This is a genomic window from Myxococcus sp. AB056, from assembly GCF_006547365.1.
Classification (GTDB): Bacteria; Myxococcota; Myxococcia; order Myxococcales; family Myxococcaceae; genus Myxococcus; species Myxococcus virescens.
The window spans coordinates 25588-48702 of record NZ_VHLB01000040.1 but is presented as its reverse complement, the minus strand read 5'-3'; the positions used below and the strand labels follow the sequence as shown (position 1 = coordinate 48702).

Genomic DNA, 23115 nt, shown 5'->3' with positions numbered 1-23115 from the left:
ATGCGGGGCCTTGAACGGCTTCAACGTTCCTGGCCGTGGCGGGCGCGGTGTCTGACCGCGCTCGCCGTGCTCGGTGTCGGGTGTTCCGGCCGGTGTGGCGGGACGTCCGGCTCCGGGCCGCTGTCCAAGGAGGAGGCTCGCGCCATTCCAGGCGCGGTCATCTTCTTGTCGGAGCGGGCAGGGCGGAAGGATGTCTGGAAGGTGAGTCCGGAGGGCGTGGAGACGCAGCTGACTCGCGGCGAGGAGGACATGTACCCCGGTCCCCTGTCGCCGGACGGCAAGTCGCTGCTCGTCATCTCCGCGACGGAGGAGGACGGGCTGCACCGTCAGCAGATGCGGGTCCTGCCGCTGGATGGCAAGAGCCCGGCGGTACCGCTGCACCCGCCCCGGGCGCGTGCGCGCAACGCGAGCTGGGCGCCGGATGGCACCTGGTTGGTGGCCGAGTCCGACGCGGAGGGCTTCAGTGACGTGGTGCGCCTGGAGCCCCGCGAGGGTGTTCCGGAGGTGCGCCTCACGCAGGTGCCACAAGGCTGCTTCGAGCCGGCGGTGTCTCCGGATGGCAAGGAGGTGGCCTTCGTGTGCAGCCGCGAGGGCGACCCCGAAGTCTACGTGGCGAACGCGGACGGCAGCGGTGAGCGCCGCCTCACCTTCTTCCACCATGAGGACCGCACGCCGAAGTGGAGCCCGGACGGCAAGTGGCTCGTCATCGTCAGCGATCGCGAGCGCAAGGACCGGCTGTACTTCCTCCGTCCGGACGGTTCGGACCTGCGCGCCGTGTCGGGCGAGTCCTTCGAGGGCGACGAGCGCGAGGCCGCCTGGAGTCCGGATGGGCAACGGCTGGTCTACGTGAGCCGTCTGCCGGATGGGAACGCCCGCATCTGGATGGTGCCGGTGGCGGGCGGCGCGCCGGTGGCCCTGACGGACGGCAAGCACCGGGACGACATGCCCGCGTGGAGTCCGGACGGGAAGTACCTGGCCTTCGTGTCCGAGCGCCAGGGCGACACGGACGTGTACCTCATGCGCGCGAATGGCAGCGGGCAGACGCGTCTGACGACCGCCAAGGGGCCGGACTGGCTGCCGCGCTGGGCCCCTACGCGCTGACGGCCGAGCCGTCTCCCGCCGCTGGGGCCTGGTCATCCGGGACCTGGGGCGGGAGCGGGTTCGCGCCGGGCGGGGCCACGGGCAGGCTGAAGCTGAAGGTGGAGCCCTGGCCGGGCTCGCTCTCCACCCAGATGCGCCCGCCGTGCGCTTCGATGATGAGGCGGCTGATGTACAGCCCCAGGCCCAGGCCCTTCGTGTCCGACGCGCCGCTCTTCTGCGTGCGGAAGTACTTGTCGAAGACGCGCGCGGCGTCTTCCGGGCTCAGCCCCGGGCCCAGGTCCTTCACCGACACCACCACCTGTTCCGGCTGGAGCTGGGCTCGCACGGTGATGGGCTGCCCACCGGGGCTGTACTTGGCGGCGTTGCTCAGCAGGTTGGCCATCACCCGCTCCAGCCTCGCCGCATCCATCCAGATGGGGGGCAGCGCGCCTGGGACCTCCAGGTGGAAGCGCTCGCGCACGTCGGGGGCCACGTCCCGCTCCATCACCTCTTCCAGGAAGCGCGCCAGGTCTCGGGGCTCGCGGCGCATCGTCTCCCGCTGGGATTCCAGCCGCGAGCCTTCCAGCAGGTCCTCAATCATGGTGTTCATCCAGGCCACGCTGCGCTGGATGGCCGCCGTCATGGATTCCTCCTGCTCCAGGTTCCGCTCGCGCAGGGCGCGCCGCAGCAGGCCCACGCGCAGGCTGATGGTGTGGAGCGGATTGCGCAGGTCGTGGGAGATGAGGCTGACGTATTCCTCGCGAAGCCGGTCCAGCTCGTGACGCGTCGTCACGTCCTGCGCCGTGGAGACCACGCCGCGCACCTTCCCGCCGGGGCCGAAGACGGGGGCCGCGGTCATCAACACCGGCAGCCGGCTCCCGTCGGGGTGGAGGATGAGGAACTCCTCGGGCCCCGCGAGCTGGCCCGTGAGCAGCGCGCGGACGATGGGCACGTCCTCCCGGCGGGCCGGCTTGCCGTCGGTGGTGAGCACGACGGGGTTGATTCCCGTCATCTCCAACGACACGCCCTTCAGCGGACGCCCGAGCAGCTGCTCCGCGACGGGATTGGCCACCAGCCCGCTGCCGTCCGCCTCCGCGAAGACGATTCCCACGGGCGTGTGGTCCAGCAGGGCCTGCACCTGGCTGCGCTGCATCTCCGCTTCCTCACGGGCGCGCTGGACCTTGGCGAGGTACCGCTCCCGCTCCGACACGTCGCGGACGACAGCGAGCACGCTGGGGCCCTCCGGGCCTGACACCGGGCTCAGCCGCACCTCCAGTGACAGCGGGCTGCCGTCCTTGCGGCGGCCTTGGATGGCGCGCTCGCCCAAGCCGGTGTCCAGGCTCCGGCCACCGGAGAGTCCTTCGGGGATCAGCACCTCCACCTCGCGCCCCAGCAGCTCCTCGCGCGGGTAGCCGAACACCCGCTCCGCCTCCGCGTTGATGAAGCGCAGCAGGCCTTGCGCGTCCACCGTCAGCAGCGGCGCGGGGGTGGTCTCCAGCAGGCCCCGGTAGCGTGCTTCGGAGGCCTCCAGCGCCGCGGTGGCCTGTTGGCGGTGGGCTTCAATGTGGTCCAGGGCCCGCGCGGACATGAGCACGAGCGCCGCGCCGCCCGCGCTCACGAAGGTGGCGAAGATGGGGAGCTTCGCCTCCAGATTGATGGCGCGCACCTCGTGCAGGAGCATCAACACCATGCCCAGCACCGAGGGGCCGAGCAGCGTCACCGGCACCAACCGGCGCGCGAGGAAGCCGCCGAGCGAGTCGCGGGTGATGCGGCCCATCAGCCCCAGCCCCGGCCGTGCGCAGAGCGTGCCCACCGCCAGCAGCATCAGCGTCAGCGCGGTGGGCAGGCCCATGCTGCGCTCGGCGAGGAAGGGCAGGGTGCCCACCGTCAACAAGGGGCCCATCAGCAGGCCGTTGAGGCCCAGCGTCGAGGTCACCAGCGACAACACGACCAGCGTGTCGCGCAGCCGGACGGAGTGGTTCCGTTCCGGGAGGGCCAGGGCCGCGCCCAGCAGCGTCATGCAGGTGGCGGAGAGGGGAGAGGGCCGAGGGAGCACCGACGAGGCGTGTCCATCGAGCAGGCGCAGCATGAGGTGCTCCAGCCCCACGTCCCAGCCGGTGATGTCGCGCAGGAGACTCACCGCGCCGATGACGACCATCACCAGCGCGCAGGCGGTGGCCGTGGAGTCCTGATGGCGGAACGGGCGGGAGTGCAGCCGCAGGCCCAGTGCGGCGCCGCCGAAAATCATGGCGATGCCCGTCACCGGCGTCATGGGGATGCCGGCCACGCCGGGCCTCAGCATCTCCACATCCCAGGCCCAGCCCAGGAGGTACAGCGCGCCCACGAGCGGGGCGCCCAGCGTCGCGAGCCAGGCGATGCCGTGGGCCATGGCCGCGCTCCGACGCTGCGGCCTCCAGCACTCGTTCATCGTGGCGTCCCCCAGGAACGCACAGGGCTCCTCCCGTGACGCACCAGCCCGAGGCCCCCGGTCGAGACGCTCCAGTGAGAGATGCGTCGCGCCCTTGCTTCCGGCATCGGACGCGAGTGCGGCGCAGCGATGGGTGCGGACGGTGGGGGCGCCGCCAGTCATTGGCTCGGGCCGTGCGCGCCTCCGTCGGAACATGGGGGCGGCCAGCGCGCGAGGCAGCAGACCCCGAGCAGCCGAGTCGCGAGCGGAAGGCCGGGCGCCGCGCTGTCTAGGGAGGCGGGTGGAGGCCGGGATGGACGGTGAGCACCAGCCCCCAGCCCGGCGCCACGCCTACGTTGCGCGGCGTGTAGCCGTCCGTGCCCGTGACGGACAGGAGGAAGGCCTCCGCGTCCGCGCCCGAGTGGACGTAGACGAACAATCCGTCCGGGCCGGTGCCCTCCTGGTTCGCTCCCTGGAGGTCGGCGGTGGGGTAGTAGATGCGACCGGCCAGCGCCTCGCCGTCGGGGGCGACCTTCGCGCCAGCGACGGGATGGCCGCTGGCATCCACCACGCGCCCCAGCACGAAGCCGGCGTCACGCAGGGTGGCCGCCCGGTTGTCGGTGTGGCCCCGGATGGCGCTCTCCCCCACGGCGACGCTGAGCGCGTCATGGAAGGCGTCCGGCAGCGCCCACACGCGCGCGCCGATGATGTCCGTGCGCGGCCTGGCACCGGTGAAGGCGGAGTCGTAGACGACGGTATGGGCGGGCACCAGGCCCGCGGCCTCCGCGCCCACCGCGAGGCTCAAGTGCATCTCCCGCACCGCCACGTCGCGCACGGTGAAGGCGCCATCCGCGGCGGCCGGCGCGGTGCCGAAGGTGGCGTTGGCGTCATTCACCGCCAGCCGTAGAGGCTCCGCGGCGGTGAGGGGCGCTCCCTCCAGCGTGGGCAGGGGCAGGCCCCGGGCCTCGAGCAACCGCCGGGCTTCGGGGAGCAGGTCCACCGTGCCGCTGACACCAATGCGGAGGTTGTCCAGGTCCACGGCCTCGGCGTCGTCGGTCTGCACGCCAGGGTCGGGTGTGTAATCGCCAGGGCCGCAGCCCAGTGAGAGTCCCAGCACGGCACATGGAACCATCAGGAGAGGACGCATCATCGCGGGAAAGCTCTCCACGGCCTCACGTGGCGGCAATCCACCCCACGCTCCGTTCGTCCCCTGGTCGACGCCGCGGTGGTGTTGGCCATGGGGCTGGAGGGCGCCGCGCTGTCCGAAAAACATCAGCGCCGCGCCCCGGAGTGGAACGCGGCGCCGTTCATGTGGAAGCCAGGTGTTGTTCGCGGGCGTGGCCCGCCTCAGCGCCAGCGGCCGTTGCCGCCGGAGGAGGACGACGAACCCGAGCGGCCGGACGGAGGCGCGCTGGAGCCCGAAGACGACTTCCCGCTGCTGCTACCCCCGCGTCCCCAGCCACCGCTGCTGGAGCTGGAGCCCGAGCTGCTGCTGGAGCTCCGATTGCTGCTGCCGGAGCTGCTGCCACCGCGTCCCCAGCCGCTGCCGCTGCCGCTGGAGCTGGAGTTGCTGGAACCCGAGCTGCTGGAGCCCGAGCTGCTGCCTCCCCGCGTGTTCCAGCCGCTGCCGCTGTTGGAGTTGCCGCTGTTGGAGTTGCCGCTGCTCCCGGAGTTGCCGCTGCCCCAGCGGTTGCCGCTGTTGTTGTCACGCGAGTCGTCGTCCTTCGGCGCGGCGTTGTTCGAGCTGCGTCCCGCGGGAGGGCTGCTCCAGCCGCTGCCGGAGCTGTTGCTGGGCGCGGCGTTGTTCGAGCTGCGTCCCGCGGGAGGGCTGCTCCAGCCGCTGCCGGAGTTGTTGCCCTGGCCACGCGACGGCCGGTGGTTGCCGCCCGAGCTGGAACCGCGCGGCGTGGTCCAGCGCGTACCTCCCGGGGGAGGCCGGGTGCCGCTGTACGTGTTGCCGGGCACCACGGGGCGGTTGGAGGGGCGCGTCGCCGGGCGCACGTAGCCGTAGCCCGCGGAAGCGCTGTGCGTGCGGCTCCACACGTAGCCGCGGTTGCGCTCGTAGCGGTAGATGCTGCCCGAGCTCGGGTAGTAGTCGTGGGAGTGGCGCCCGTGCATGTTGCAGAGGCCGCCGTGCGCGTGCGGGTGGTCGTTCCAGTACCAGACCACCGACGGGCCACTGTAGTAGTACGCGTCGTCCGAGTAGACGTAGTACGTCGTGGTCGGCTCGTAGTCGTGGACATGCACGTGCGAGTACGGGCACCAGCCGCCGCCGAAGTCATCGGGGATGGGGTGGTCGCTCGAATAGCTGTACTCGATGACCTGAACCGGGGCGTGGTGACGTGCCGGCCCGTGGACGTGGGCGACACAGCCAGTGCCCATCATCAGGGCAAGCGGAACGGCGAGGGCGAGCAGGCGGCGCATGTGGTGACTCTCCTGGGCGGAGTGGACGGCCGGGCCGTCCACCTTGCGGCCACGCGAGGAAGACGGCCGAGCGTGGAGAAAATTCACGCCCGGGGGCAGTCCCGCTTTCGTCCACCCTCTCGCCCCAGGATAACGCCCTTCGTCCTCTGGTGGACACCGCCTGGGTTGGTGTAGGGGGAAATGTGCGTGCCGCCTGTCCCGGAAAGGTGAGCAGCGGCGCGAGGGGAGATGCACCATGGCGGAGACGGAGTTCACTTCGGGCGCGAGCTGTCCGCTCCACCCGGGATTCGATGCGGTGGGCACCTGCTCCCGCTGCGGCAACTTCATGTGCCGCACCTGCGGCGAGGGTGGCTCGCAAGCCTGGTGCCCGGCCTGCCGTCAGCGCGAAGGGGTGGGGCAGGCCTTTCCGCTGAACCGCGAGAACTGGAGCGTCTCCGGGCTGATGGACCTGTCCTGGGATGCGTTCAAGCGCGAGTGGGTGATGCTCTGTGTCGGCGTGCTCATCTTCCTGGCGGGCTCCTTCGCCGGGCAGGTCGTCTCGCAAGTCTCCTCGATGGTCGGTGGCGCGACGGGGAGCACCGTCATCACCGTCCTGGGCTTCTTCATCGGGATCATTGGCTCCTACGCCATCCAGGGCGGCATAACGCTGGGTTTCCTCCGGATGAGCATGGACGTGCTCAGCGGCCGGCGCGCGGACCTGGGGCGGATGTTCAGCCAGTTCGGCAAGGTTCCCACGTACCTGGGGACGCTGTTCCTGTCCTTCCTGTTGATGCTCCCGCTCCTGTTGCTCATCGTCGTGATCGCGGTGGGCGCGGGACTGGCGACTGGCACCGTGTCCTGGTCGGAGCTGGTGGCGCTGAAGGACCTGCCTCCCTCGGAGCTGGACGCGGCCGTGACGCCCATGTTGCCGGGCTTCGCGGTGATGGGGTTCGTGGCCTTCGCGCTCTACGTCTTCCCGGGTGGGTGGCTCCTCACGCCGCTCATCCTGCTGCAGCCGGAGCTGGCAAGGACCGACTCGCCCGGCGCCGTGGAGACGCTGCGCCGCTGCTTCGCCTACTCGCGCGGTGAGCGCCTGCCCATGATTGGAACGATGCTGCTGGGGGGCTTGCTCGCCACGGTGAGCGTGTTCCTCTGCTGCGTGCCCGTGATTCCCGCCCTGGGTTTCTTGCAGTTGCTGATGGCCGGGCTCGTCATGGCGCTCAGCAGCGGCGCCGAAGAGGCCTGACCTCCACACGGGGCCTTGCGCGCCCGTCGCGCGCAGGGCCTCCGGAAGGGTGGGGCGCCTCAGTGCACCACGCGCTCGGGTGAACCCGAGCGGGGCACGGACACCTTGCCCAGGCACGCGAGGATGTGCTCGCGGTACTCGGCCAGCTCACGCAGGCCGCACAGCATCCACCGGCCGCCGATGACGAGCGTGGGCACGCCCCGCACGCCACGGTGGGTGGCATCCCGGTGCTCGTCGAGGATGAGGCGGCGCGTCTCCTCCGAGCGGAAGGCCGCGGAGAATTCGTTCATCGCCAGGCCCACGCGCGAGGCCAGCTCGAACACCACGTCCGGGCGGGACACGTTGACGCCCTGCTCCAGCGCCGCGCGCTGCATGGCGCGGGCGAGGAACGCGCGCGCCTGCGGGCCCTGCAGCCGCGCCGCTTCCAGTGCCGCCAACGCCGGCACGCTGGTGCGCGGTGGATCTCCCCCGAGCCACAGGTCCGTGGACAACATGCGCGCGGCGGCATCCGGTTCGCGCTGTGCGCGCTCGACCTCTTCCACCAACGCGCGTTGTTCGCGCGTCGTGGGCAGCACGTCATGGACGCGCAGCGGATACGGCCTGACGCTCCAGCGAACGGCTTCGCCCAGCTCCTGGCGCAAGACATCGAGGCGCAGGTCGGCGAGGTAGCACCAGGAACACAGCACGTCCTGGTAGACGGTGATCTGCAGCGGCTTGTGCAGCGTTTTCATTTGAGGGCCGCCAGATTAGAGGGGCACCCGCGTCGCTGCCAACTCCTCAGGACACACGGGCCACGGAGGCATTCCTGTGTTCCTGAGGAGCATGCAAGGTGCCTTGCCCCGGCTGTGTGTCTGCTCGAAAGCAGGCGAGCAGCCTCACGTGACCCGGGTTCGCGCTCACCCGGCGCGCTTCGCCTCGGCGTACTTCAGCGCGTGGTCGATGATGGCCCCCGCGATGTCCATGCCCGTGGCGCGCTCCAGGCCCTCGAAGCCCGGGCTGGAGTTGATTTCCATCAGTCGGGGGCCGGCGTGGCCCTCCAGCATGTCCACGCCCGCGACCTCCAACCCGACGACGCGCGCGGCCCGCACGGCGGCTTCCGTGTAGGGCGCGGTCAGCTCGATTGCCTGCCCTTCGCCGCCACGGTGGATGTTGGAGCGGAACTCGCCGGACTTGGCCTTGCGCCGCATGGCGCCCACCACGCGGTCACCCACGACGAGGGCCCGCACGTCCCGTCCCTCGCTCTCCGCGACGAACTCCTGGAGCACGATTTCCTGTCCCAGGTCCCAGAAGGTGTCGAGGATGGTCTGCACCTCCGACAGCGTGTGGGCAATCATCACGCCCACGCCCTGGGTGCCCTTGATGAGCTTGATGATGACGGGCAGCCCGTTGACCTCCTCCACCAGCCGGCGCACGTTGCTGCGGTCGTGCGCCATGACGGTGCGGGGGATGTCCAGCCCGGAGCGCGACAGGTACTGCAGCGCGCGCAGCTTGTCGCGGCTGCGCGCGATGGACGTGGGCGGGTTGAGGACGGGCACGCCCATCATCTCGAAGTGGTTCACCACCGCCAGGCCATAGGCGGTGATGGACGCGCCGATGCGCGGCACCACCACGTCCACGCCACGCACCTCCACGCCGCGGTACGTCATGCGCGGCGCGTCTTGCGCGAGCAGCAGGCAGCAACGCAGGGTGTCCAGCACCAACGGGCGGTGGCCCCGCGCGCGGATGGCGGCCACCAGCCGCCGCGTGGAGTACAGCGCGCGCTTGCGGGACAGGATGACAACCGTCTTCTTCGCGTGGCCTCGCCGTGGGGCCCGTTCGGGACGGTCGAGTGCCTGGGACCCGGGCAGGGCCGGGACCTTCTTCGACTTCACTTTGCGCGGAGGCATGGGCGGGGCGTGAGAGCCTAGCACGGACGCCCGCGAGGGGCGGGCCTCGTGGGGGGCCTTTGCTATCCTCGTGCGCAGATGAGTGCTCCCCCTCTGCACCCTGACGACATCCACACCAGTCCCGGCGACGTCGGACAAGACCTGAACCACTCTCCGTTGTTGAGCGAAACGCTCGTGGTGGACCCGCGCACCACGGTGAAGCTCCACAAGTGCCGCCTGGCCGTCACCTCCGGACCGGACACCGGCCGCTCGGTGGTGAGCGACAAGGAGCGGCTGCGCTGCGGCGCGCATCCAGGCAATGACCTGGTGTTGGTGGAGGACCGCACCGCCAGCCGTCACCACTTCGAAATCCAGTTCACCGAGCGCGGTTATCTGCTGGTGGACCTGGGCTCCACCAACGGCACCTTCCTGGATGGCCGGCGCATCGAGCGGGCCTACCTGTCACCGGGCTCGCAGATTCGCGCGGGCTCGTCGGTGCTGACCTTCGCGCCACTGGATGAGGAAGTCACCATCGAGCCCGACCGCGAGGGCGAGCTGTGCGGCATGGTGGGGCAGAGCATGAAGATGCGGCAGATATTCGGCCTCATCAAGAAGATCGCCCCCATGGGGGTGTCCGTCATCATCCAAGGTGAGACGGGCACCGGGAAGGAGCTGGTGGCGCGCGCCATCCATGAGCTGTCCGGCCGCACGAAGGGGCCCATGGAGGTGCTGGACTGCGGCGCCATTCCCCCCAACCTCATCGAAAGCGAGTTGTTCGGCCATGAGAAGGGCGCCTTCACCGGCGCGGTGAGCAGCCGGCCTGGCGCCTTCGAGCGCGCGCACGGGGGCACCATCTTCCTGGATGAGCTGGGCGAGCTGCGGTTGGACCTTCAGCCCAAGCTGCTGCGCGTGCTGGAGAACCATGAAGTGCGTCGCGTGGGCGGCAACGACGTCATCGAGGTGGACTGCCGTGTCATCGCCGCCACCAACCGCGACCTGATGAAGGAGATACAGGGCGGCGGCTTTCGCGAGGACCTCTACTTCCGCTTGTCCGTCATCACCATCCAGTTGCCGCCGCTGCGACAGCGCCGCGACGACATTCCCCTCATCCTCAAGCGCGCGCTCGCGGATCCGGAAGTGGTGGGCAAGCACGGCAAGAAGCGCTTCTCCGCGGAGTCCCTGGGCCTGCTGATGTCGTATTCATGGCCCGGCAACGTGCGTGAGCTGATGAACGTGTTGTCTCACGTCCTCACTTTCAGTGAGGGCGAGGAGATTCAGCCCGCGCACCTGCCGCCCCGCGTGCGGGGACAGGTCCGCGAAGGGCCGCTGCCCTTCAACGAGCACCTCTCCTTCAAGAACGCCAAGGAGCAGCTGCTGGAGAACTTCGAGCGCGAATACATCACCAGCGTTTTGACGCGCTGCGAAGGAAACCTGTCTCGCGCCGCGCGTGAGAGTGGGCTCCACCGGAAGTCGATTGAACGGTTGGTGAAAAAGCACCAGCTGGATACAAAGGGGATGAAGTCGCGCTAGCCCCATGAGTCAGCGGTGGGTGTTGTAACTCGGTTGTTTCACGCCAGAAAAGCGCGTTTGTCGCAGCGCCGTGTTCTCCTGTTCGCGATGCAAGGAACGCCCCGTCAAGTTGACGTATGTCCGATCTGGACTGAATTCCCGGAACATACGCCCGCCATGAATTCAATGCGCCCGAGCGGAAGAGGCGAATCCGGACAGGCGATGGTGGAGTCCGCCCTGACGCTCCCCTTGATGGTGTTCCTCATCTTGGGGACGCTGCAGCTCTTCCTGATGCTGCAGGGGCGGCTGTTGGCGGAGTACGCCGCCTTTCGCGCGACGCGGGTGGGCAGCGTCAATCACGGCGACTGTCAGGCCATGACTCATGCGGCCATCCTCGCGCTGATGCCCAGCTACTATTCGTTCTTGGGCGGCGCGGGGGGCTCACCGGGGCAGAAGCTGGCCAATGCCTTCGCGGCCCGCCGCGACAATCAGTACAACGGGGCGACAGGGCGGGCCAACCGGGTGTCGATGCCCGACGGGAATCACACCGGGGCCATCGTGTGGATCATCCGCGACAGCCCACTGGCCACGGCGGTGCCGAACGAGGACGCGCTCTTCGACCAGTTCGACAATCCGGCGGGCATCGTGCGGCTCGAAACACGGCTGGTTTACTGGTTTCCGCTCAAGATTCCCTTCGCCAACTGGGTCATCGCCCGGTTGACGATGGCGCGCTGGGGCTGGCGGGATTACACGAACCAGAACCCGTTGATGCAGACCCAACGCGCCCGGTGGACCCAGGGCCCTCCGTCCATGGGGCTGGAAGGGTTGATTCGTGAAGAGGCGCTGCGGCGGATGAACTCCGAGCAGTACGTCATCCCCATCCACGCCTCCGCTTCCCTTCGGATGTTGACGCCGGTGCAACGGCGCTTCTTCCAGACGCAGAACTGCGCTCCTGCTCCCGAGGCACTATGACGCACAAGCTCCTGAGCCGCGGACAGACGCTGGTGCTGTTCGCCTTGACGCTGTTGCTCCTCACCCTGCTGGTGACCTTGACGTTGTCGTTTGGCTCCAAGGTGAAGGAGAAGATGGAGGTCCAGGCCGCGGCGGATGCCGCTGCCTACAGCCAGGCGGCGACGACGGCGCGCGTCTTCAACGAGATGGCCTTGATGAGCCGGGCGCAGATTGGCCACCTGGTCTCCAAGGCCGCGGTGAACAGCCTCATCGACTGGAGCAGCTACTACCGCGCGCAGATTGGCGCCACGCGGAATGCCTACACCATCGCGATGCTTCCCTACATCGCGTTGTTGCCGTGCTGCATTCCCTATTCGGGGTGCAGCAGCTTCTGCAGGTGCGCCATCCAGGGCGTCCGGGACATCACCCGCAGCCAGAACGCGCTCTCTCGCTACGACCGGACGGAGATTGCTCCTCAGTGGGATCAGCTCGAGCGGCCCGCCGCGCAGCGAGCGTTGCGGCTCAGCCAGGCCGCGCAGCAGATGTTCGTCGTGGGGCAGGTCGTCCAGTACGGGCGCATGATGCTCGAATTGAACAACCAGTCCGCCGCGAACGACATCATCGACAGCGCCGGCGCGGGCAGTCGCTGGGCGGGGGAGCTCCGAGTGGATGGGGTCTCCACCACGCGCCGCGAGGTGGCGCCCTACCTGGGGGCCGTGGCGTGGCCCAACCTCATCAACGGGCATCACGTCTACGCGGCCATGGGCAGCCGGGGGCACAGCTTCGTCGCCAACCGTGGCATCTTCCCCACCGATGACATGCTCGTCACGGCGGGTATCCAGCGGCGGTTGACTGCCCCGGACACGGTGATGATTCAGGGGGATGGCAGCACCTACTGGGCCCGCACGCCGCTTCATGGCACGTATCTGGGCACGACGGACACGTACTCCATCGCGGATGACCATGGTCTGGCCTTCGTCACCTTCGCCCGTGGCCGGTCCCCGTGCCCCACGCAGACTTTTGGAATCGGTGTCGCGGAGTCGCTGCTCATCGCTTCGGATTCGAGCGACCCCAGGGACCGGCACCGCTGGTCTCCGCGCCTGGGAACGGGTGACCAGGAGCCGGCGCAGACGCGTCACAACATGGGGACCTGTTATGGCCGCAATCGGATGGGGTGCCCGTCCGTCTGGCCCATGTTCGTCGACTACAACGGCGTCAAGGTCATGGACAAGGATGACAACTGGGGCCAGCCGAAGAACTTCGCGGTCATCCAGCGGGACTATGCCGTGCGTGGCACCCAGGCGGACCCCTGGAACCTGTTGTTCCGCTTCCGGTTCGGGGGGACGGACAGCGGGTTCGACAACAGCGGACTTGTCCTGGGGCCGGCGGGCGGTGGGTTGAACATCAGCCGCCAGACGGCGGTGTCCACCGGGTTGGCCTACTACCATCGTCGCGAGCACTGGCGCGAGCCTCCCAATCTGCTCAACCCGTACTGGCGCGCCACGCTGGTCCCCGCCACCGTGGACTCCAGCGGCGCGGAGGATTTCGTGGACGAGCTGAACGGCGCCGGCGTGGGCTGGGCAGCGGAGGCATACGAGGCCCTGCGTGCACAGGGCTACAGGGGAGGGCCGTGACATGGCGTTGTCTCCTTCGCGTCGCACCCAGCGAGGCCAGGCGATGGTGGAGATGGCCATCGGCTCGCTCGTCTTCATCACCATCCTCCTCTTCGTCATCCACTTCGCCGAGGTGTCCTTCCTTTCGGTGAAGGTGACCGAAGCGGCGCACTCCGCCATGTTGGAGGCGCCGGGACACAAGCTGCATGAGTGGCCCAATGACTCATCGCCTTCTTCCGCGGCGGCGGAGCGCGCGGGGCAGGACGCCGCCATGCGCTACCGGGACTTCGACAGCCGCACGTCCACCAACAGCGCGGGAGTCATCACGCTCGCGTTGACCCGGACGGAGGGGATGCAGGTGTCGTGTACCCAGGGCGGTCCGACCTTCGACCCGCATCCCGTCTTCACATCGGTTGCCTACCGCGATGGCGGCGGCATCTCCTGTACCGCGCAGGCGGACCTCACGGCCTTCCGGATTCCGCAGCGGGTCGCCCAGCGGGAGTCGGGGGGCTTCTTCCAGGCGGAGCACTACGAGATGCTCCCCATCCGCGTGTGTGCCATGGGGCGCGCCCAGGGCGGCAACTGCACGGGCCGTCTGACCAGCATGCTGGATGACTGGGGACTGACGGGCTCGGGTGAGTCCGGCTCGTGCCCCATCATCCCCGATATTCCCGCCCCCTGCCCCTTGAACCTGCCGTACTGGGGAATGGCTTCCAGCGTCTATGGCGTCAGCCTGATGGTGAATGCCTTTGGACCGGACTTCTCGGCGAGCCGTCTGGCGCAGACGGTTGTCGGAGGGCTGCCGCTGCCCTTCTTCTTTGGCGCGGAGAACATGTTCTGGATGAGCGCCGTGGGCGAGGAGGCCTTCTTCGGTCAGCCGCTGCCCGCTGACTCCATGGGCGGCCTGGCGACCATGGGCTTCAAGGGCTGGCCCACGTCCCCGGGCTTGTTGCCTCCGGGGCTCAACTGGCAGGCCATTCCGTATCCCGTCTCCTATGGCCGCCGGGACTCGTGCTTCCTGGGGAATGAGTGTCCCTGATGCGCGTGTGGCTGATGTGCGTGGCGCTCGCGACGGCGCCCTCCGCGGGGCTGGCTGAAAAGTCGAAGAAGCCCGCTGACCCGAAGGTGCGTCCCTCGGCGGACGCGAAGGGGGGAAAGGCCCCTCCCAAGAAGGCTCCGGCCGCTGGCGCCAAGCCGGCACCGGCATCCGAGCAGGATGCAGGCACGCCACCGGCTCGCCCGTCCTTCCGCTGGGACATCCCCGCCGTGACAGCCTGGGTGGAGTCTCCCGGGCTCCAGGTGACGGATGGTGTGCCCATGCACCTTCAGCTCGCGCGCTCGTCCTGGCAGATGGACCCGCTCATCCAGCACATGGTGGACCGCTTCCGGGCCGCGGGGCTCTTCATCTCCTCTTCGCCGGAGGCGCTCAACTCGCCGATTGCCGAGCCCATGCTCACGGCGCTGGATACCGAGACGCTCACGGCCTACACGGTCATCTTCCAGAAGAACCAGGACAACACCGTCACGTTGATTCTGGGGACCTCCGATGTGTCCAAGTACACCCCGGGCGGCAGCATTCAGCTGGACTGGGCACCGGTGATGGCTGGCGCGGAGCAGGTGACGCGGTCCAATCTGGAAGGCTCACAGATGGCCATGTACGCCGTGAAGGCCACGTCCGCGGAGGTCCGGGAGTTCTATCAGGTCGAGTTGACCCGGGCGGGCTTCGTCGAGGACCCGGAGCAGCCCGGTGTGTTTCAGCGAGGCACGGAGCAACTGACCATCCGCACTCAGCCCGAAGGCGACATGCTGATGGTCGGGCTCTATCGCAAGCTGGGGGTGCAGCCGAAGTGAGGCCCTGGGGCCCCGCTCCGTCAGAGCTGGACGCCGCACTTTCGGGCGCAGCGCTCCATGGTCTGCGCACAGCGCAGCTGGCATTTACGGTCTCCCCCTTCACACCCGCTGATGCACTTCGCGACAGGCTCCTGGCACTTCGCGATGCATTGGGTTTGCTTGGCATCGTGCTTGGGCAGCTCGATGTCGTTGCCATCCTCGTCCTTGACGGACGAGGTGTCGCTGGTCTGGCCAATGCTGACCGGCGCCTCCGCTCCAGGGATGGGCGACGCGGCCTCGACGGAGCCTGCCAGGAGCAGGACCGTCAGTGGGAAGAGCATCAGTCCAAGGTTCTTCATTGTCAGTCCTCGCAGTGGTGTTGGGCGGAGGGGCTGACAGGTTCCTCCTTGCCTGGCTGTCCAGCATAGCGTGGGGATTGAGCGCATTGAAGCCCTGGGGGCCGCGTGTTACGGCCGCTGTCGACATGAGCGACACGCCCCCGAAGGACAAGGACTTCAAGGACTCGGTCAACCTGCCGCGCACGGATTTCCCCATGAAGGGAAACCTGGCGCAGCTCGAGCCGCGCATGCTCGGCTGGTGGGCGGAGCGGGGGATTTGGGGGAAGATTCTGGAGCAGAACGCGGACGCGGAGCCCTTCGTCCTGCCTGATGGTCCGCCCTACGCCAACGGCCACCTGCACGCGGGCCACGCGCTCAACAAGGTCCTCAAGGACATCGTGGTGAAGTACCGGAACATGTCCGGCCGCCGGTGTGACTTCATCCCCGGCTGGGACACGCACGGGCTTCCGATTGAGCAGGCGGTCGAGAAGCGGCTCAAGGACAAGAAGATCGACAAGCGCACGCTGTCTCGCGACGCCTTCCTGGAGGCGTGCCGCGCCTACGCGCTGGAGTTCGTCGACATCCAGAAGGCGGAGTTCCAGCGCCTGGGTGTGTTCGGCTCGTGGGAGCACCCGTACAAGACGCTCGACTTCACCTACGAGGCGCAAGAAATCCGCGAGCTGGCCGCGTTCGCGAAGCGGGGCATGCTCTACCGCCGCAAGAAGCCGGTGTACTGGTGCCTGTACGACCAGACGGCGCTGGCGGAGGCGGAGGTGGAGTACGAGAACCACACCTCGCCCTCCGTGTACGTGGCCTTCCAGGCCGGGGCGGAGCTGGCCGAGCGCGTGCCTTCGCTGAAGGGCAAGGACGTGGCCTTCGTCATCTGGACGACCACGCCGTGGACGCTGCCGTCCAACCTGGCCGTCTCCGTCAATCCGGAGTTCGAGTACGTCTTCTACCAGCTCGGCGCGCGCGTCATCTGCGTGGCCCGGGAGCTGCTGCCCAAGGTGCTGGCGGAGGTGAAGGCGGACGAGCTGGCGGTGAAGCACGTGGAGCTGCCCGGCGGTGAAGTCTCCGCGGCGGCGTTGGTGGACCCGTCTCGCATCCTCGCGTACGCGCGCGGCGAGGAACTGGAGCACCTGACGTACCAGCACCCATTCTACGAGCGCCGGGGCCGCGTCATCCTGGGCGAGCACGTGACGCTGGAGGCCGGTACGGGCCTGGTGCACACCGCGCCGGGGCACGGCCAGGAGGACTACGAGGTCGGCCTGAAGTACGGGTTGGACATCTACAACCCCGTGCGTCCGGACGGCCGCTACGACGACACGGTGGGGCCGGTGCTGGAAGGCCGGCGCGTGTTCGATGCGAACCCCGTCGTCATCCAGTTGCTGGTGGAGAAGGGCGCGCTGCTCAACGGCGCCACGGACACGGTGGCGCACACGTATCCGCACTGCTGGCGTTGCCGCAATCCGGTCATCCTGAGCGCGACGTACCAGTGGTTCATCCCCATGGACGCGCCCTTCCATGGGACGCAGACGTTCCGGCAGGTGGTGCTGGAGCAGGTGGACAAGGTGCAGTGGGTGCCCTCGTGGGGGCACAGCCGCATCCGCGGCATGCTGGAGACGCGGCCGGACTGGACCATCAGCCGGCAGCGGACGTGGGGCGTGCCCATCTGCATCGCCTACTGCGAGGGCTGCGAGGAAGCCGTGGTGTCGCCGGAGCTGATGGAGCGGGTGGCGGCGGCGGTAGAGAAGGAGGGCGTGGGCGTGTGGTACCGCACGCCGGTGAAGGACTTCCTGGGCGCGGACTTCCAGTGCCCGCGCTGCGGCAAGGGTGAGTTCCGCCGCGAGACGGACATCCTCGACGTGTGGTTCGACTCGGCGTGCATGTTCTCCGCGGTGCTGGAGAAGCGGCAGCGGATTCCGGCGGACCTCTTCCTGGAGGGCAGCGACCAGCACCGCGGCTGGTTCCATTCGTCCATGCTGGTGGCGGTGGGCACGCGCGACATGTCGCCGTACAAGGCCTGCCTCACGCACGGCTTCGTGGTGGATGGCCAGGGCGAGAAGATGTCCAAGAGCCGCGGCAACGTGGTGGCGCCGGACAAGGTCATTCAGCAGTACGGTGCGGAGGTGCTGCGCCTGTGGGTGGCGGCCAGCGACTATCGCAATGACGTTCGCCTGTCGGACCAGATTCTGAAGGGCCTGTCGGAAGGCTACCGGAAGATTCGCAACACCGTCCGCTACGCGCTGAGCAACCTCTACGACTTCGACCCGGCGAAGCACGCGGTGCCGGAGGCGGAGCTGCTGCCGTTGGACCGCTGGGCGTTGGGGCGGCTGGCGGAGGTGGTGGCGCGGGTGCGCAAGGCGTACGAGGACTACGAGTTCCACCTCGTCTACGCGACGGTGGTGGACTTCGTCGCCGGTGACTTGTCGGCGGTGTACTTCGACATCCTCAAGGACCGGCTCTACACGTGGCGCGCGGACGGGCAGCCCCGGCGCGGCGCGCAGACGGTGCTGTACGAGGTGGCCTCGGTGCTGCTGCGCCTCCTGGCGCCGGTGATGAGCTTCACGGCGGAGGAGGCGTGGCAGACGCTGCCGGGCAAGCCGGCGGAGAGCGTCTTCCTGGGCGGCTTCCCGGTGGTGTCCGCGAAGTTGGACCCGGCGCTGGCCGAGCGCTACGCGAAGCTCTTCGCGGTGCGCGGCGCGGTGCAGGGCGTGCTGGAGGCGGCGCGGCGGGACAAGCGCATCGGCTCATCGCTGGAGGCGCGGGTGATGCTGACGGCAGAGGGCGCGGCGCGCGACTTCCTCCAGGCGAACCTGGCCGAGCTGCCGGGCCTCTTCATCACCAGCCAGGTGGAGCTGGCGGACGTGAAGGGGGACGCGGCGCAGACGTTGGAAGTGGCGCAGGCCTTCGGCGAAGGCGTCCGCGTCACGGCCGAGGTGCTCCCTGCACACGGCGAGAAGTGCCCGCGCTGCTGGACGTACTCGGAAGCGGTGGGGCAGGGCGGCGACGTCTGCCTCAAGTGTCGCGAGGCGCTGAAGTGAGACTCCATACCAGCTTATCGAACTGGGCAACTTTGAGCACTGCGGTATGTGTTTATTGCAAGCTGCTTCGCGCACGCGAAAGCCCGTTTGCCGGTACTGCAAGTCAGCTAGGGCGATGTGCGTCTAATTTTCATTTTTTGAGGCTACATCCATGAGGGCCCTGGTGTATCGAGTATCCAGTCCAGAATGGTGGGCGCCAGTTCCTCTGGGATAAGGGGACGTTTTGCCCGGAGCCCACTGCATCTTCAGTCCCCATGTTCTATAGCGGGCCGGAAGCGTTGGATGTTGCGCATCGTGGTGCCCAAATCCTCGGCAATCTGCTGCTGAGGACGGCTCCAGGCGATTATCAGTACCGCTTTGCACCTGTCGCGCAGGCGCCGGTCCTTCGTCGTGTGGAAGCACGTCGGCGCGCGCTCCGCTGCTAATCATTCAGCTCCAGCCGGCCCCGGCTGGATGAACCCGCGACTCGTGACGGATTCATCCGAGCCATGAACCTGGGGAGAGGGGTTACCTCCTCATTGTGCAGACAGGTAGGGATGTCTGTCCATAGCGTGGTGCATGACGATACCTGTCGTTGACGCAGATGCGATGCTGGCAATCGCCGCGATTACTGGCGGCGTCTCCATGCCGAGATGGGCGGTGGAGCCCACCGCTGTAGAGGACGCCTCCGGGGCTGTTAAAGGAACTTCCCTGAGCGGAGTTGCAAAGTGATGAGCCGAGAGTCTCCCCAGGTTGAATGTGGAACCGTGTGCCTGTGAAGTTGGTGCGGATGAGCGCATTTGCGCGGTAGCGCATGATGCAGTTCTCGTCGCCGCTAAAGACATTGCTGGCTGATTCTTGACACTGGACAGATACATGGAGCTTGGGAATGTCAGGCCCTGGGATATAGCCGGAGCCTGCAACGTCCTCTAGAAAAAATGTCGGGACTTGCTGCTCGGGGGCGGCGCTTGGGTAGAGAGGTACCTCCCAGTAGTCACTGCCCCGTTTCTCCCACCGAGCGATGAGCAGGCCTCCTTCTCCATGATGCGGGATGTTCACTGAATGCCCCAGTTCATGGGCAATTGCCAACTTGCGTTCATCTCCGAACAGATTGCCCGCCATCTGGATACTGGCGATGTTTGCAGGAGTGCTCGGTCCTCCGATTGTTTCGGAGACGTCAGTTCTCAAAGGGTCCTCCTTGAGAATCACTGCATGCTGATTGCTTTCTGCGTGATGGCGACCGCCCTGGAGAAGTGAGTTTTGATTGATAACGCGGGTATCGGTGTTGATCTCAGTGTGAGCGAGTTTGTGCACCTTGAGCTTCGTGAGGTTCTGGAATAAATTGATACCTGGCTCGGCGAAAGTCCCAATTTCGTTCCGAAGGAAATAATCCACCTCCGTGGGCAGGGTCCGGACGTGTTGCCCGTTCAAGAAAAAGCCCCGGTACTCCTCATACAGGGTTAGCCCATCGCCGGCATGCCCATCGCCCAATCCGTCGGGAAGTTTTTCGCTGTCATCGGAGTCCGCCTTGTTGGCCCAGGCTGGGTCGAATTTCCATGCATCCGAAATGAATGAGTTGGGGCTACGTTTCGGGAGCAGGAGCGGACCATCCTGAAATTGTGAAGATGGGTACGGAAAGCGTGCTACGGACAGCAGCGCCTTCCCATTGGTCAATACAGCCACAGCTCGAGCTTCTCCGTAAGCTCCGTAGTCAAACGATGACAGTGTTGCGTAAGCCTCCGTATGATTCCCGTCCGGGGTTGTCACACGATCGGGGCCTTCGAAGAGCAGTGTTGTGTTGCGACTGGCCTCAAACTGAAGGTCTAGGGGGCTCTGGTTGGCGTTCATGAGTGGGGCATTCATGGCTACGCCTGGGACATTCGAGGAGGCTAGCGTGAAGGTAATTCTTTTTGCGCTCGCCGGATTCGAAGGGAGCGAAGGAAAGATCTCTGCCTTTAAAGTCAGGGTACTGCCTGGTGTGAGGAGTGCCCCCTGCGGGCTCACGCTGGACGGCGGGATATCGAGAGGGCCCTTGGGCAGCCAATCCTCGTAGCCCACAGCGTCGAGCACAAGTTGTGCATCGACCTCTTCGGGCCACAGTTCCCATTCAATCTCCCATTCAATGGGCAAGCTGCCCCACGCCAGCGGCTCGGGCACGCTGGTGACGACGGTGTTTCCGATAGTGGTGAATCGTCTGTAACCTTGGATCTTTGCCTCTTCCGTCGGGGATGGAAGCGGGAAGGTAAAGAGGTCGCTTGGCAGCGCGCTGATGTCCGGAATAGCGCTGTGTCCAACCTGGGTTGGATAGATCGTGGTGAGATGCTGGAATGTGCCGTCGCACAGATTGTTCGAGTGGAAGAGTGCTGCCAGGCGATAGGTGTCAGAGGTTGGGAACGTTAGTTGCTCCCCGCCGATGAGATGGCCACTGTCCGAGCAGTTTCCCTTGGTGGCGTAGATCACTTGTCCAGCTAGCCTCGTCTCGCTGTCCGCGGACAGGGAAAAGAACGCGGGCTCAAAGGTCACGGTGCCTAGCTGTAGAAAGGGGAACATACTCACCCGCATCGGAGCTTGGGCTGTGTAGCTCTCATTCCATTCCTGGGTCTGATCGCTCAGGGTCCAGCTTCCCCTCGCTGTACTTCGAATTTTGTAGATACCGACCCACTGTGTGACGGCCAGGACACGGTCTCGTGGTGACTCCAAGGATTGAGATGTGGATCCGGTCCATTCTTGCTCAGAGGTTGTTGTCGATGGGGAGCTACATGCCATCGATAGTGCAAGTCCAAGTACGAGATACTTAAGGGGTGCCGATTTCATGAACCTTTGCGTTCCGGTGTGGGGCCTTTGTGGAGAGGCGATTGTTCTTTAGTCGGAAATTGGATGCAATCCATTGTTGCCTTTGTGTGTTATTGTGTTCTTGCTGTAAAGTTGTGACTTGGATGTGGTTTGGAGCTGCTGGTGCAGTCTTTGGATGTGGGTTGGGTTTGCAAGTCACGAAATGTAAAGCGCCTAGCGCGCGTCGACTGGCCAGTGAGAGGGTAGAGCCATAGCTCGATCGGTTTCGCAGGGAGTGGGGATTTGTTTTTCGGCTATTCTTATGTTGTGACAGCTGGTTGCCCTGCGTGAATTTGTCAATGGGCTTGCCTGAGCTGTCACTCGCGCACGTGAGTAGTGGTGATAGGGTGGCATCTACTCTGTCAAACGCTCGAAGGCGGCGAACTCGACATGCGCTGAGAGAGCTTGCAGGCTGTTGAAGACGTCGGCGGCGGTGAGAGCCCGGAGGATGCTTCGCCAGCGCTCATAACTGCATTACGACGGTGCTCATGAACGCGGATTGAGTGAAGCACGATGCGTAGCTCTTCGTAGGGCCGGTTCCGAGGCAATAATCAGGGGTGTAGCTTCGCGATAGCAGGTGCCTGTCGTCCGCCTTAGTTGCCCCTTGAGTACTCGCTCAGCCAGCGACCTCTCGCTGAACATTATTGTGTGCTGCTTCGGCGGCCCTCGTATCTCATCCTCTGATGCAATTCTCTTAAGCCCGTTAGTGGATGAAGAGCTGTTCTGGATGCGGCTTGCACATAGAACTCTCGACTCATGAGGAAGGCGGCCTTCCGTTCGGTGCTGCTGCGCCTCCTGGCGCCGGTGATGAGCTTCACGGCGGAGGAGGCGTGGCAGACGCTGCCGGGCAAGCCGGCGGAGAGCGTCTTCCTGGGCGGCTTCCCGGTGGTGTCCGCGAAGTTGGACCCGGCGCTGGCCGAGCGCTACGCGAAGCTCTTCGCGGTGCGCGGCGCGGTGCAGGGCGTGCTGGAGGCGGCGCGGCGGGACAAGCGCATCGGCTCATCGCTGGAGGCGCGGGTGGTGCTGACGGCGGAGGGCGCGGCGCGCGACTTCCTCCAGGCGAACCTGGCCGAGCTGCCGGGCCTCTTCATCACCAGCCAGGTGGAGCTGGCGGACGTGAAGGGGGACGCGGCGCAGACATTGGACGTGGCGCAGGCCTTCGGCGAAGGCGTCCGCGTCACGGCCGAGGTGCTCCCTGCACACGGCGAGAAGTGCCCGCGCTGCTGGACGTACTCGGAAGCGGTGGGGCAGGGCGGCGACGTCTGCCTCAAGTGCCGCGAGGCGCTGGCGGCGTAGCGGGCGGCCTGGGTGGAACCCTCCCCGGCGGATGTGTCCCGTGGGAGGGTCCTCTTCAGGTACCAGCAGTGCTCAGTTCACGCACTCGATAGCCTGGTTCTGGGTCGATGCGTGAGGGTTGCAGTCCATCACATTGGCGAGGCCCGTCCGTGGCTCCACCTGGATGAGGCTGCGCGGCCGGCCCGACGTGAAGTCGAAGCGGAGGTTGCCCGGGGCCGCGGCGTCCAGCGCGGGGAGGTCATCGAGAAAGTCCCGCATGCAGGTCAGGTCGCCCGGGCTGACGGGGCGGCCGGTGCCGGGCATGTAGCAGAGCCCGTGAATCGCGGATGCGTTCATGGAGACGGGAATGACGATGTCCGGTCCCAGCTCGCTGCAGCAGTCCGGGTTGGCGCGGCAGGTGGTGTTCTCACAGCCGTTCGCGGGGCAGCTCGCGTTGTCCCAGTCATTGTCGCACCGGAGCTGTTCCCACCGGGCCACGGTGCGCCGGGTTCCATCACCGCGAGGGACGTTCTCCTCCACGACGATGCGCACGGGTTGGTTGGTGGTGAGGGCGCGCTGCCGGGCACGGAGCGTGGAGGCCCACAGCTCGCGCGTGGCCTCATTCTCGCGTTGACGGTTGACGGGCGTCTGGATGCCCATCAGCGCCGCGGCGAGCAGGATGCAGGCGATGGCCACTGTGACCATCATCTCCAGCAGTGTGATTCCGCGTGTGTGCCTCATGC

17 protein-coding genes are annotated in these 23115 nt (G+C 66.8%); 10 read left to right on the top strand and 7 right to left on the bottom strand.

The window, feature by feature from the left end; all coding sequences use genetic code 11:
* The gene (locus FMP39_RS18860; protein ID WP_090487079.1) at positions 1 to 1101 is read left to right on the top strand and encodes a PD40 domain-containing protein; all 1101 of its coding nucleotides are present in this window, start codon (positions 1 to 3) and stop codon (positions 1099 to 1101) included.
* Here FMP39_RS18860 and FMP39_RS18855 read toward each other — a convergent pair.
* Positions 1091 to 3469, bottom strand: coding sequence for an ATP-binding protein (locus FMP39_RS18855; protein WP_228558110.1), 2379 nt, complete (start codon positions 3467 to 3469; stop codon positions 1091 to 1093). The two genes, FMP39_RS18860 and FMP39_RS18855, sit on opposite strands and share 11 nt — an antisense overlap.
* A gap of 307 nt (positions 3470 to 3776) precedes the next feature.
* Positions 3777 to 4760, bottom strand: coding sequence for a carboxypeptidase regulatory-like domain-containing protein (locus FMP39_RS18850; protein WP_141591725.1), 984 nt, complete (start codon positions 4758 to 4760; stop codon positions 3777 to 3779).
* On the opposite strand from FMP39_RS18850, the gene FMP39_RS18845 reads away from it, so the two are divergent.
* Entirely contained in the window at positions 4725 to 5492 is a 768-nt protein-coding gene (locus FMP39_RS18845; protein WP_141591724.1) for a hypothetical protein, read from the top strand. The genes FMP39_RS18850 and FMP39_RS18845 overlap by 36 nt on opposite strands.
* A gap of 654 nt (positions 5493 to 6146) precedes the next feature.
* Complete coding sequence (locus tag FMP39_RS18840; RefSeq protein ID WP_141591723.1) at positions 6147 to 7136, top strand: hypothetical protein; 990 nt, start codon at positions 6147 to 6149, stop codon at positions 7134 to 7136.
* A gap of 59 nt (positions 7137 to 7195) precedes the next feature.
* Here the strand turns inward: FMP39_RS18840 and FMP39_RS18835 are convergent, their stop codons facing one another.
* On the bottom strand, positions 7196 to 7867 hold the full coding sequence (locus FMP39_RS18835) for a DsbA family protein (protein ID WP_140860140.1): 672 nt from the start codon (positions 7865 to 7867) through the stop codon (positions 7196 to 7198).
* A 165-nt stretch (positions 7868 to 8032) separates the two neighbouring features.
* Positions 8033 to 9022: a RimK family alpha-L-glutamate ligase gene (locus FMP39_RS18830; RefSeq protein ID WP_141591722.1), complete on the bottom strand. Its 990-nt coding sequence runs from the start codon at positions 9020 to 9022 to the stop codon at positions 8033 to 8035.
* A 78-nt stretch (positions 9023 to 9100) separates the two neighbouring features.
* Between FMP39_RS18830 and FMP39_RS18825 the strand changes: the two genes are divergently transcribed.
* The 5 genes from FMP39_RS18825 to FMP39_RS18805 all read left to right on the top strand — a co-directional run bounded on the left by FMP39_RS18825 (position 9101) and on the right by FMP39_RS18805 (position 14925).
* Positions 9101 to 10531 carry a sigma 54-interacting transcriptional regulator gene (locus FMP39_RS18825; RefSeq protein ID WP_194858460.1) on the top strand — a complete coding sequence of 477 codons (1431 nt, stop codon included), beginning with the start codon at positions 9101 to 9103 and terminating at the stop codon, positions 10529 to 10531.
* Positions 10532 to 10696: 165 nt separating this feature from the next.
* Complete coding sequence (locus tag FMP39_RS18820) at positions 10697 to 11482, top strand: TadE/TadG family type IV pilus assembly protein (protein ID WP_141591747.1); 786 nt, start codon at positions 10697 to 10699, stop codon at positions 11480 to 11482.
* A complete protein-coding gene (locus tag FMP39_RS18815) occupies positions 11479 to 13095 on the top strand; it encodes a pilus assembly protein TadG-related protein (RefSeq protein WP_141591721.1) in 1617 nt (538 codons plus the stop codon). Before FMP39_RS18820 ends, FMP39_RS18815 begins: the two co-directional genes overlap by 4 nt.
* Position 13096: 1 nt before the next feature.
* Complete coding sequence (locus tag FMP39_RS18810) at positions 13097 to 14113, top strand: TadE/TadG family type IV pilus assembly protein (RefSeq protein ID WP_141591720.1); 1017 nt, start codon at positions 13097 to 13099, stop codon at positions 14111 to 14113.
* Positions 14113 to 14925 carry a hypothetical protein gene (locus FMP39_RS18805; protein WP_141591719.1) on the top strand — a complete coding sequence of 271 codons (813 nt, stop codon included), beginning with the start codon at positions 14113 to 14115 and terminating at the stop codon, positions 14923 to 14925. The genes FMP39_RS18810 and FMP39_RS18805 overlap by 1 nt, the downstream gene beginning before the upstream one ends.
* 20 nt (positions 14926 to 14945) lie before the next feature.
* On the opposite strand, the gene FMP39_RS18800 is transcribed toward FMP39_RS18805, so the two are convergent.
* A complete protein-coding gene (locus tag FMP39_RS18800) occupies positions 14946 to 15263 on the bottom strand; it encodes a hypothetical protein (RefSeq protein WP_141591718.1) in 318 nt (105 codons plus the stop codon).
* Positions 15264 to 15388: 125 nt separating this feature from the next.
* On the opposite strand from FMP39_RS18800, the gene ileS reads away from it, so the two are divergent.
* A complete protein-coding gene (ileS, locus tag FMP39_RS18795; protein ID WP_141591717.1) occupies positions 15389 to 18286 on the top strand; it encodes an isoleucine--tRNA ligase in 2898 nt (965 codons plus the stop codon).
* Between the two features lie 507 nt (positions 18287 to 18793).
* On the opposite strand, the gene FMP39_RS18790 is transcribed toward ileS, so the two are convergent.
* The gene (locus FMP39_RS18790) at positions 18794 to 20725 is read right to left on the bottom strand and encodes a hypothetical protein (RefSeq protein WP_141591716.1); all 1932 of its coding nucleotides are present in this window, start codon (positions 20723 to 20725) and stop codon (positions 18794 to 18796) included.
* Between the two features lie 1128 nt (positions 20726 to 21853).
* Between FMP39_RS18790 and FMP39_RS18785 the strand changes: the two genes are divergently transcribed.
* Complete coding sequence (locus tag FMP39_RS18785) at positions 21854 to 22393, top strand: class I tRNA ligase family protein (protein WP_228558109.1); 540 nt, start codon at positions 21854 to 21856, stop codon at positions 22391 to 22393.
* Positions 22394 to 22465: 72 nt separating this feature from the next.
* Here FMP39_RS18785 and FMP39_RS18780 read toward each other — a convergent pair whose 3' ends face one another.
* Positions 22466 to 23113, bottom strand: coding sequence for a Tfp pilus assembly protein FimT/FimU (locus FMP39_RS18780; RefSeq protein ID WP_141591715.1), 648 nt, complete (start codon positions 23111 to 23113; stop codon positions 22466 to 22468).
* Positions 23114 to 23115: the final 2 nt, after the last annotated feature.

What these genes read in the sequence shown, in the direction of transcription:
- FMP39_RS18860 (WP_090487079.1), top strand. Translation starts at nt 1, where the DNA reads ATGCGGGGCCTTGAACGGCTTCAACGTTCCTGGCCGTGGCGGGCGCGG.
- FMP39_RS18855 (WP_228558110.1), bottom strand. Translation starts at nt 3,469, where the DNA reads ATGGCCCACGGCATCGCCTGGCTCGCGACGCTGGGCGCCCCGCTCGTG.
- FMP39_RS18845 (WP_141591724.1), top strand. Translation starts at nt 4,725, where the DNA reads ATGGGGCTGGAGGGCGCCGCGCTGTCCGAAAAACATCAGCGCCGCGCC.
- FMP39_RS18850 (WP_141591725.1), bottom strand. Translation starts at nt 4,760, where the DNA reads ATGTTTTTCGGACAGCGCGGCGCCCTCCAGCCCCATGGCCAACACCAC.
- FMP39_RS18840 (WP_141591723.1), top strand. Translation starts at nt 6,147, where the DNA reads ATGGCGGAGACGGAGTTCACTTCGGGCGCGAGCTGTCCGCTCCACCCG.
- FMP39_RS18835 (WP_140860140.1), bottom strand. Translation starts at nt 7,867, where the DNA reads ATGAAAACGCTGCACAAGCCGCTGCAGATCACCGTCTACCAGGACGTG.
- FMP39_RS18830 (WP_141591722.1), bottom strand. Translation starts at nt 9,022, where the DNA reads ATGCCTCCGCGCAAAGTGAAGTCGAAGAAGGTCCCGGCCCTGCCCGGG.
- FMP39_RS18825 (WP_194858460.1), top strand. Translation starts at nt 9,101, where the DNA reads ATGAGTGCTCCCCCTCTGCACCCTGACGACATCCACACCAGTCCCGGC.
- FMP39_RS18820 (WP_141591747.1), top strand. Translation starts at nt 10,697, where the DNA reads ATGCGCCCGAGCGGAAGAGGCGAATCCGGACAGGCGATGGTGGAGTCC.
- FMP39_RS18815 (WP_141591721.1), top strand. Translation starts at nt 11,479, where the DNA reads ATGACGCACAAGCTCCTGAGCCGCGGACAGACGCTGGTGCTGTTCGCC.
- FMP39_RS18810 (WP_141591720.1), top strand. Translation starts at nt 13,097, where the DNA reads ATGGCGTTGTCTCCTTCGCGTCGCACCCAGCGAGGCCAGGCGATGGTG.
- FMP39_RS18805 (WP_141591719.1), top strand. Translation starts at nt 14,113, where the DNA reads ATGCGCGTGTGGCTGATGTGCGTGGCGCTCGCGACGGCGCCCTCCGCG.
- FMP39_RS18800 (WP_141591718.1), bottom strand. Translation starts at nt 15,263, where the DNA reads ATGAAGAACCTTGGACTGATGCTCTTCCCACTGACGGTCCTGCTCCTG.
- ileS (WP_141591717.1), top strand. Translation starts at nt 15,389, where the DNA reads ATGAGCGACACGCCCCCGAAGGACAAGGACTTCAAGGACTCGGTCAAC.
- FMP39_RS18785 (WP_228558109.1), top strand. Translation starts at nt 21,854, where the DNA reads ATGAGGAAGGCGGCCTTCCGTTCGGTGCTGCTGCGCCTCCTGGCGCCG.
- FMP39_RS18780 (WP_141591715.1), bottom strand. Translation starts at nt 23,113, where the DNA reads ATGAGGCACACACGCGGAATCACACTGCTGGAGATGATGGTCACAGTG.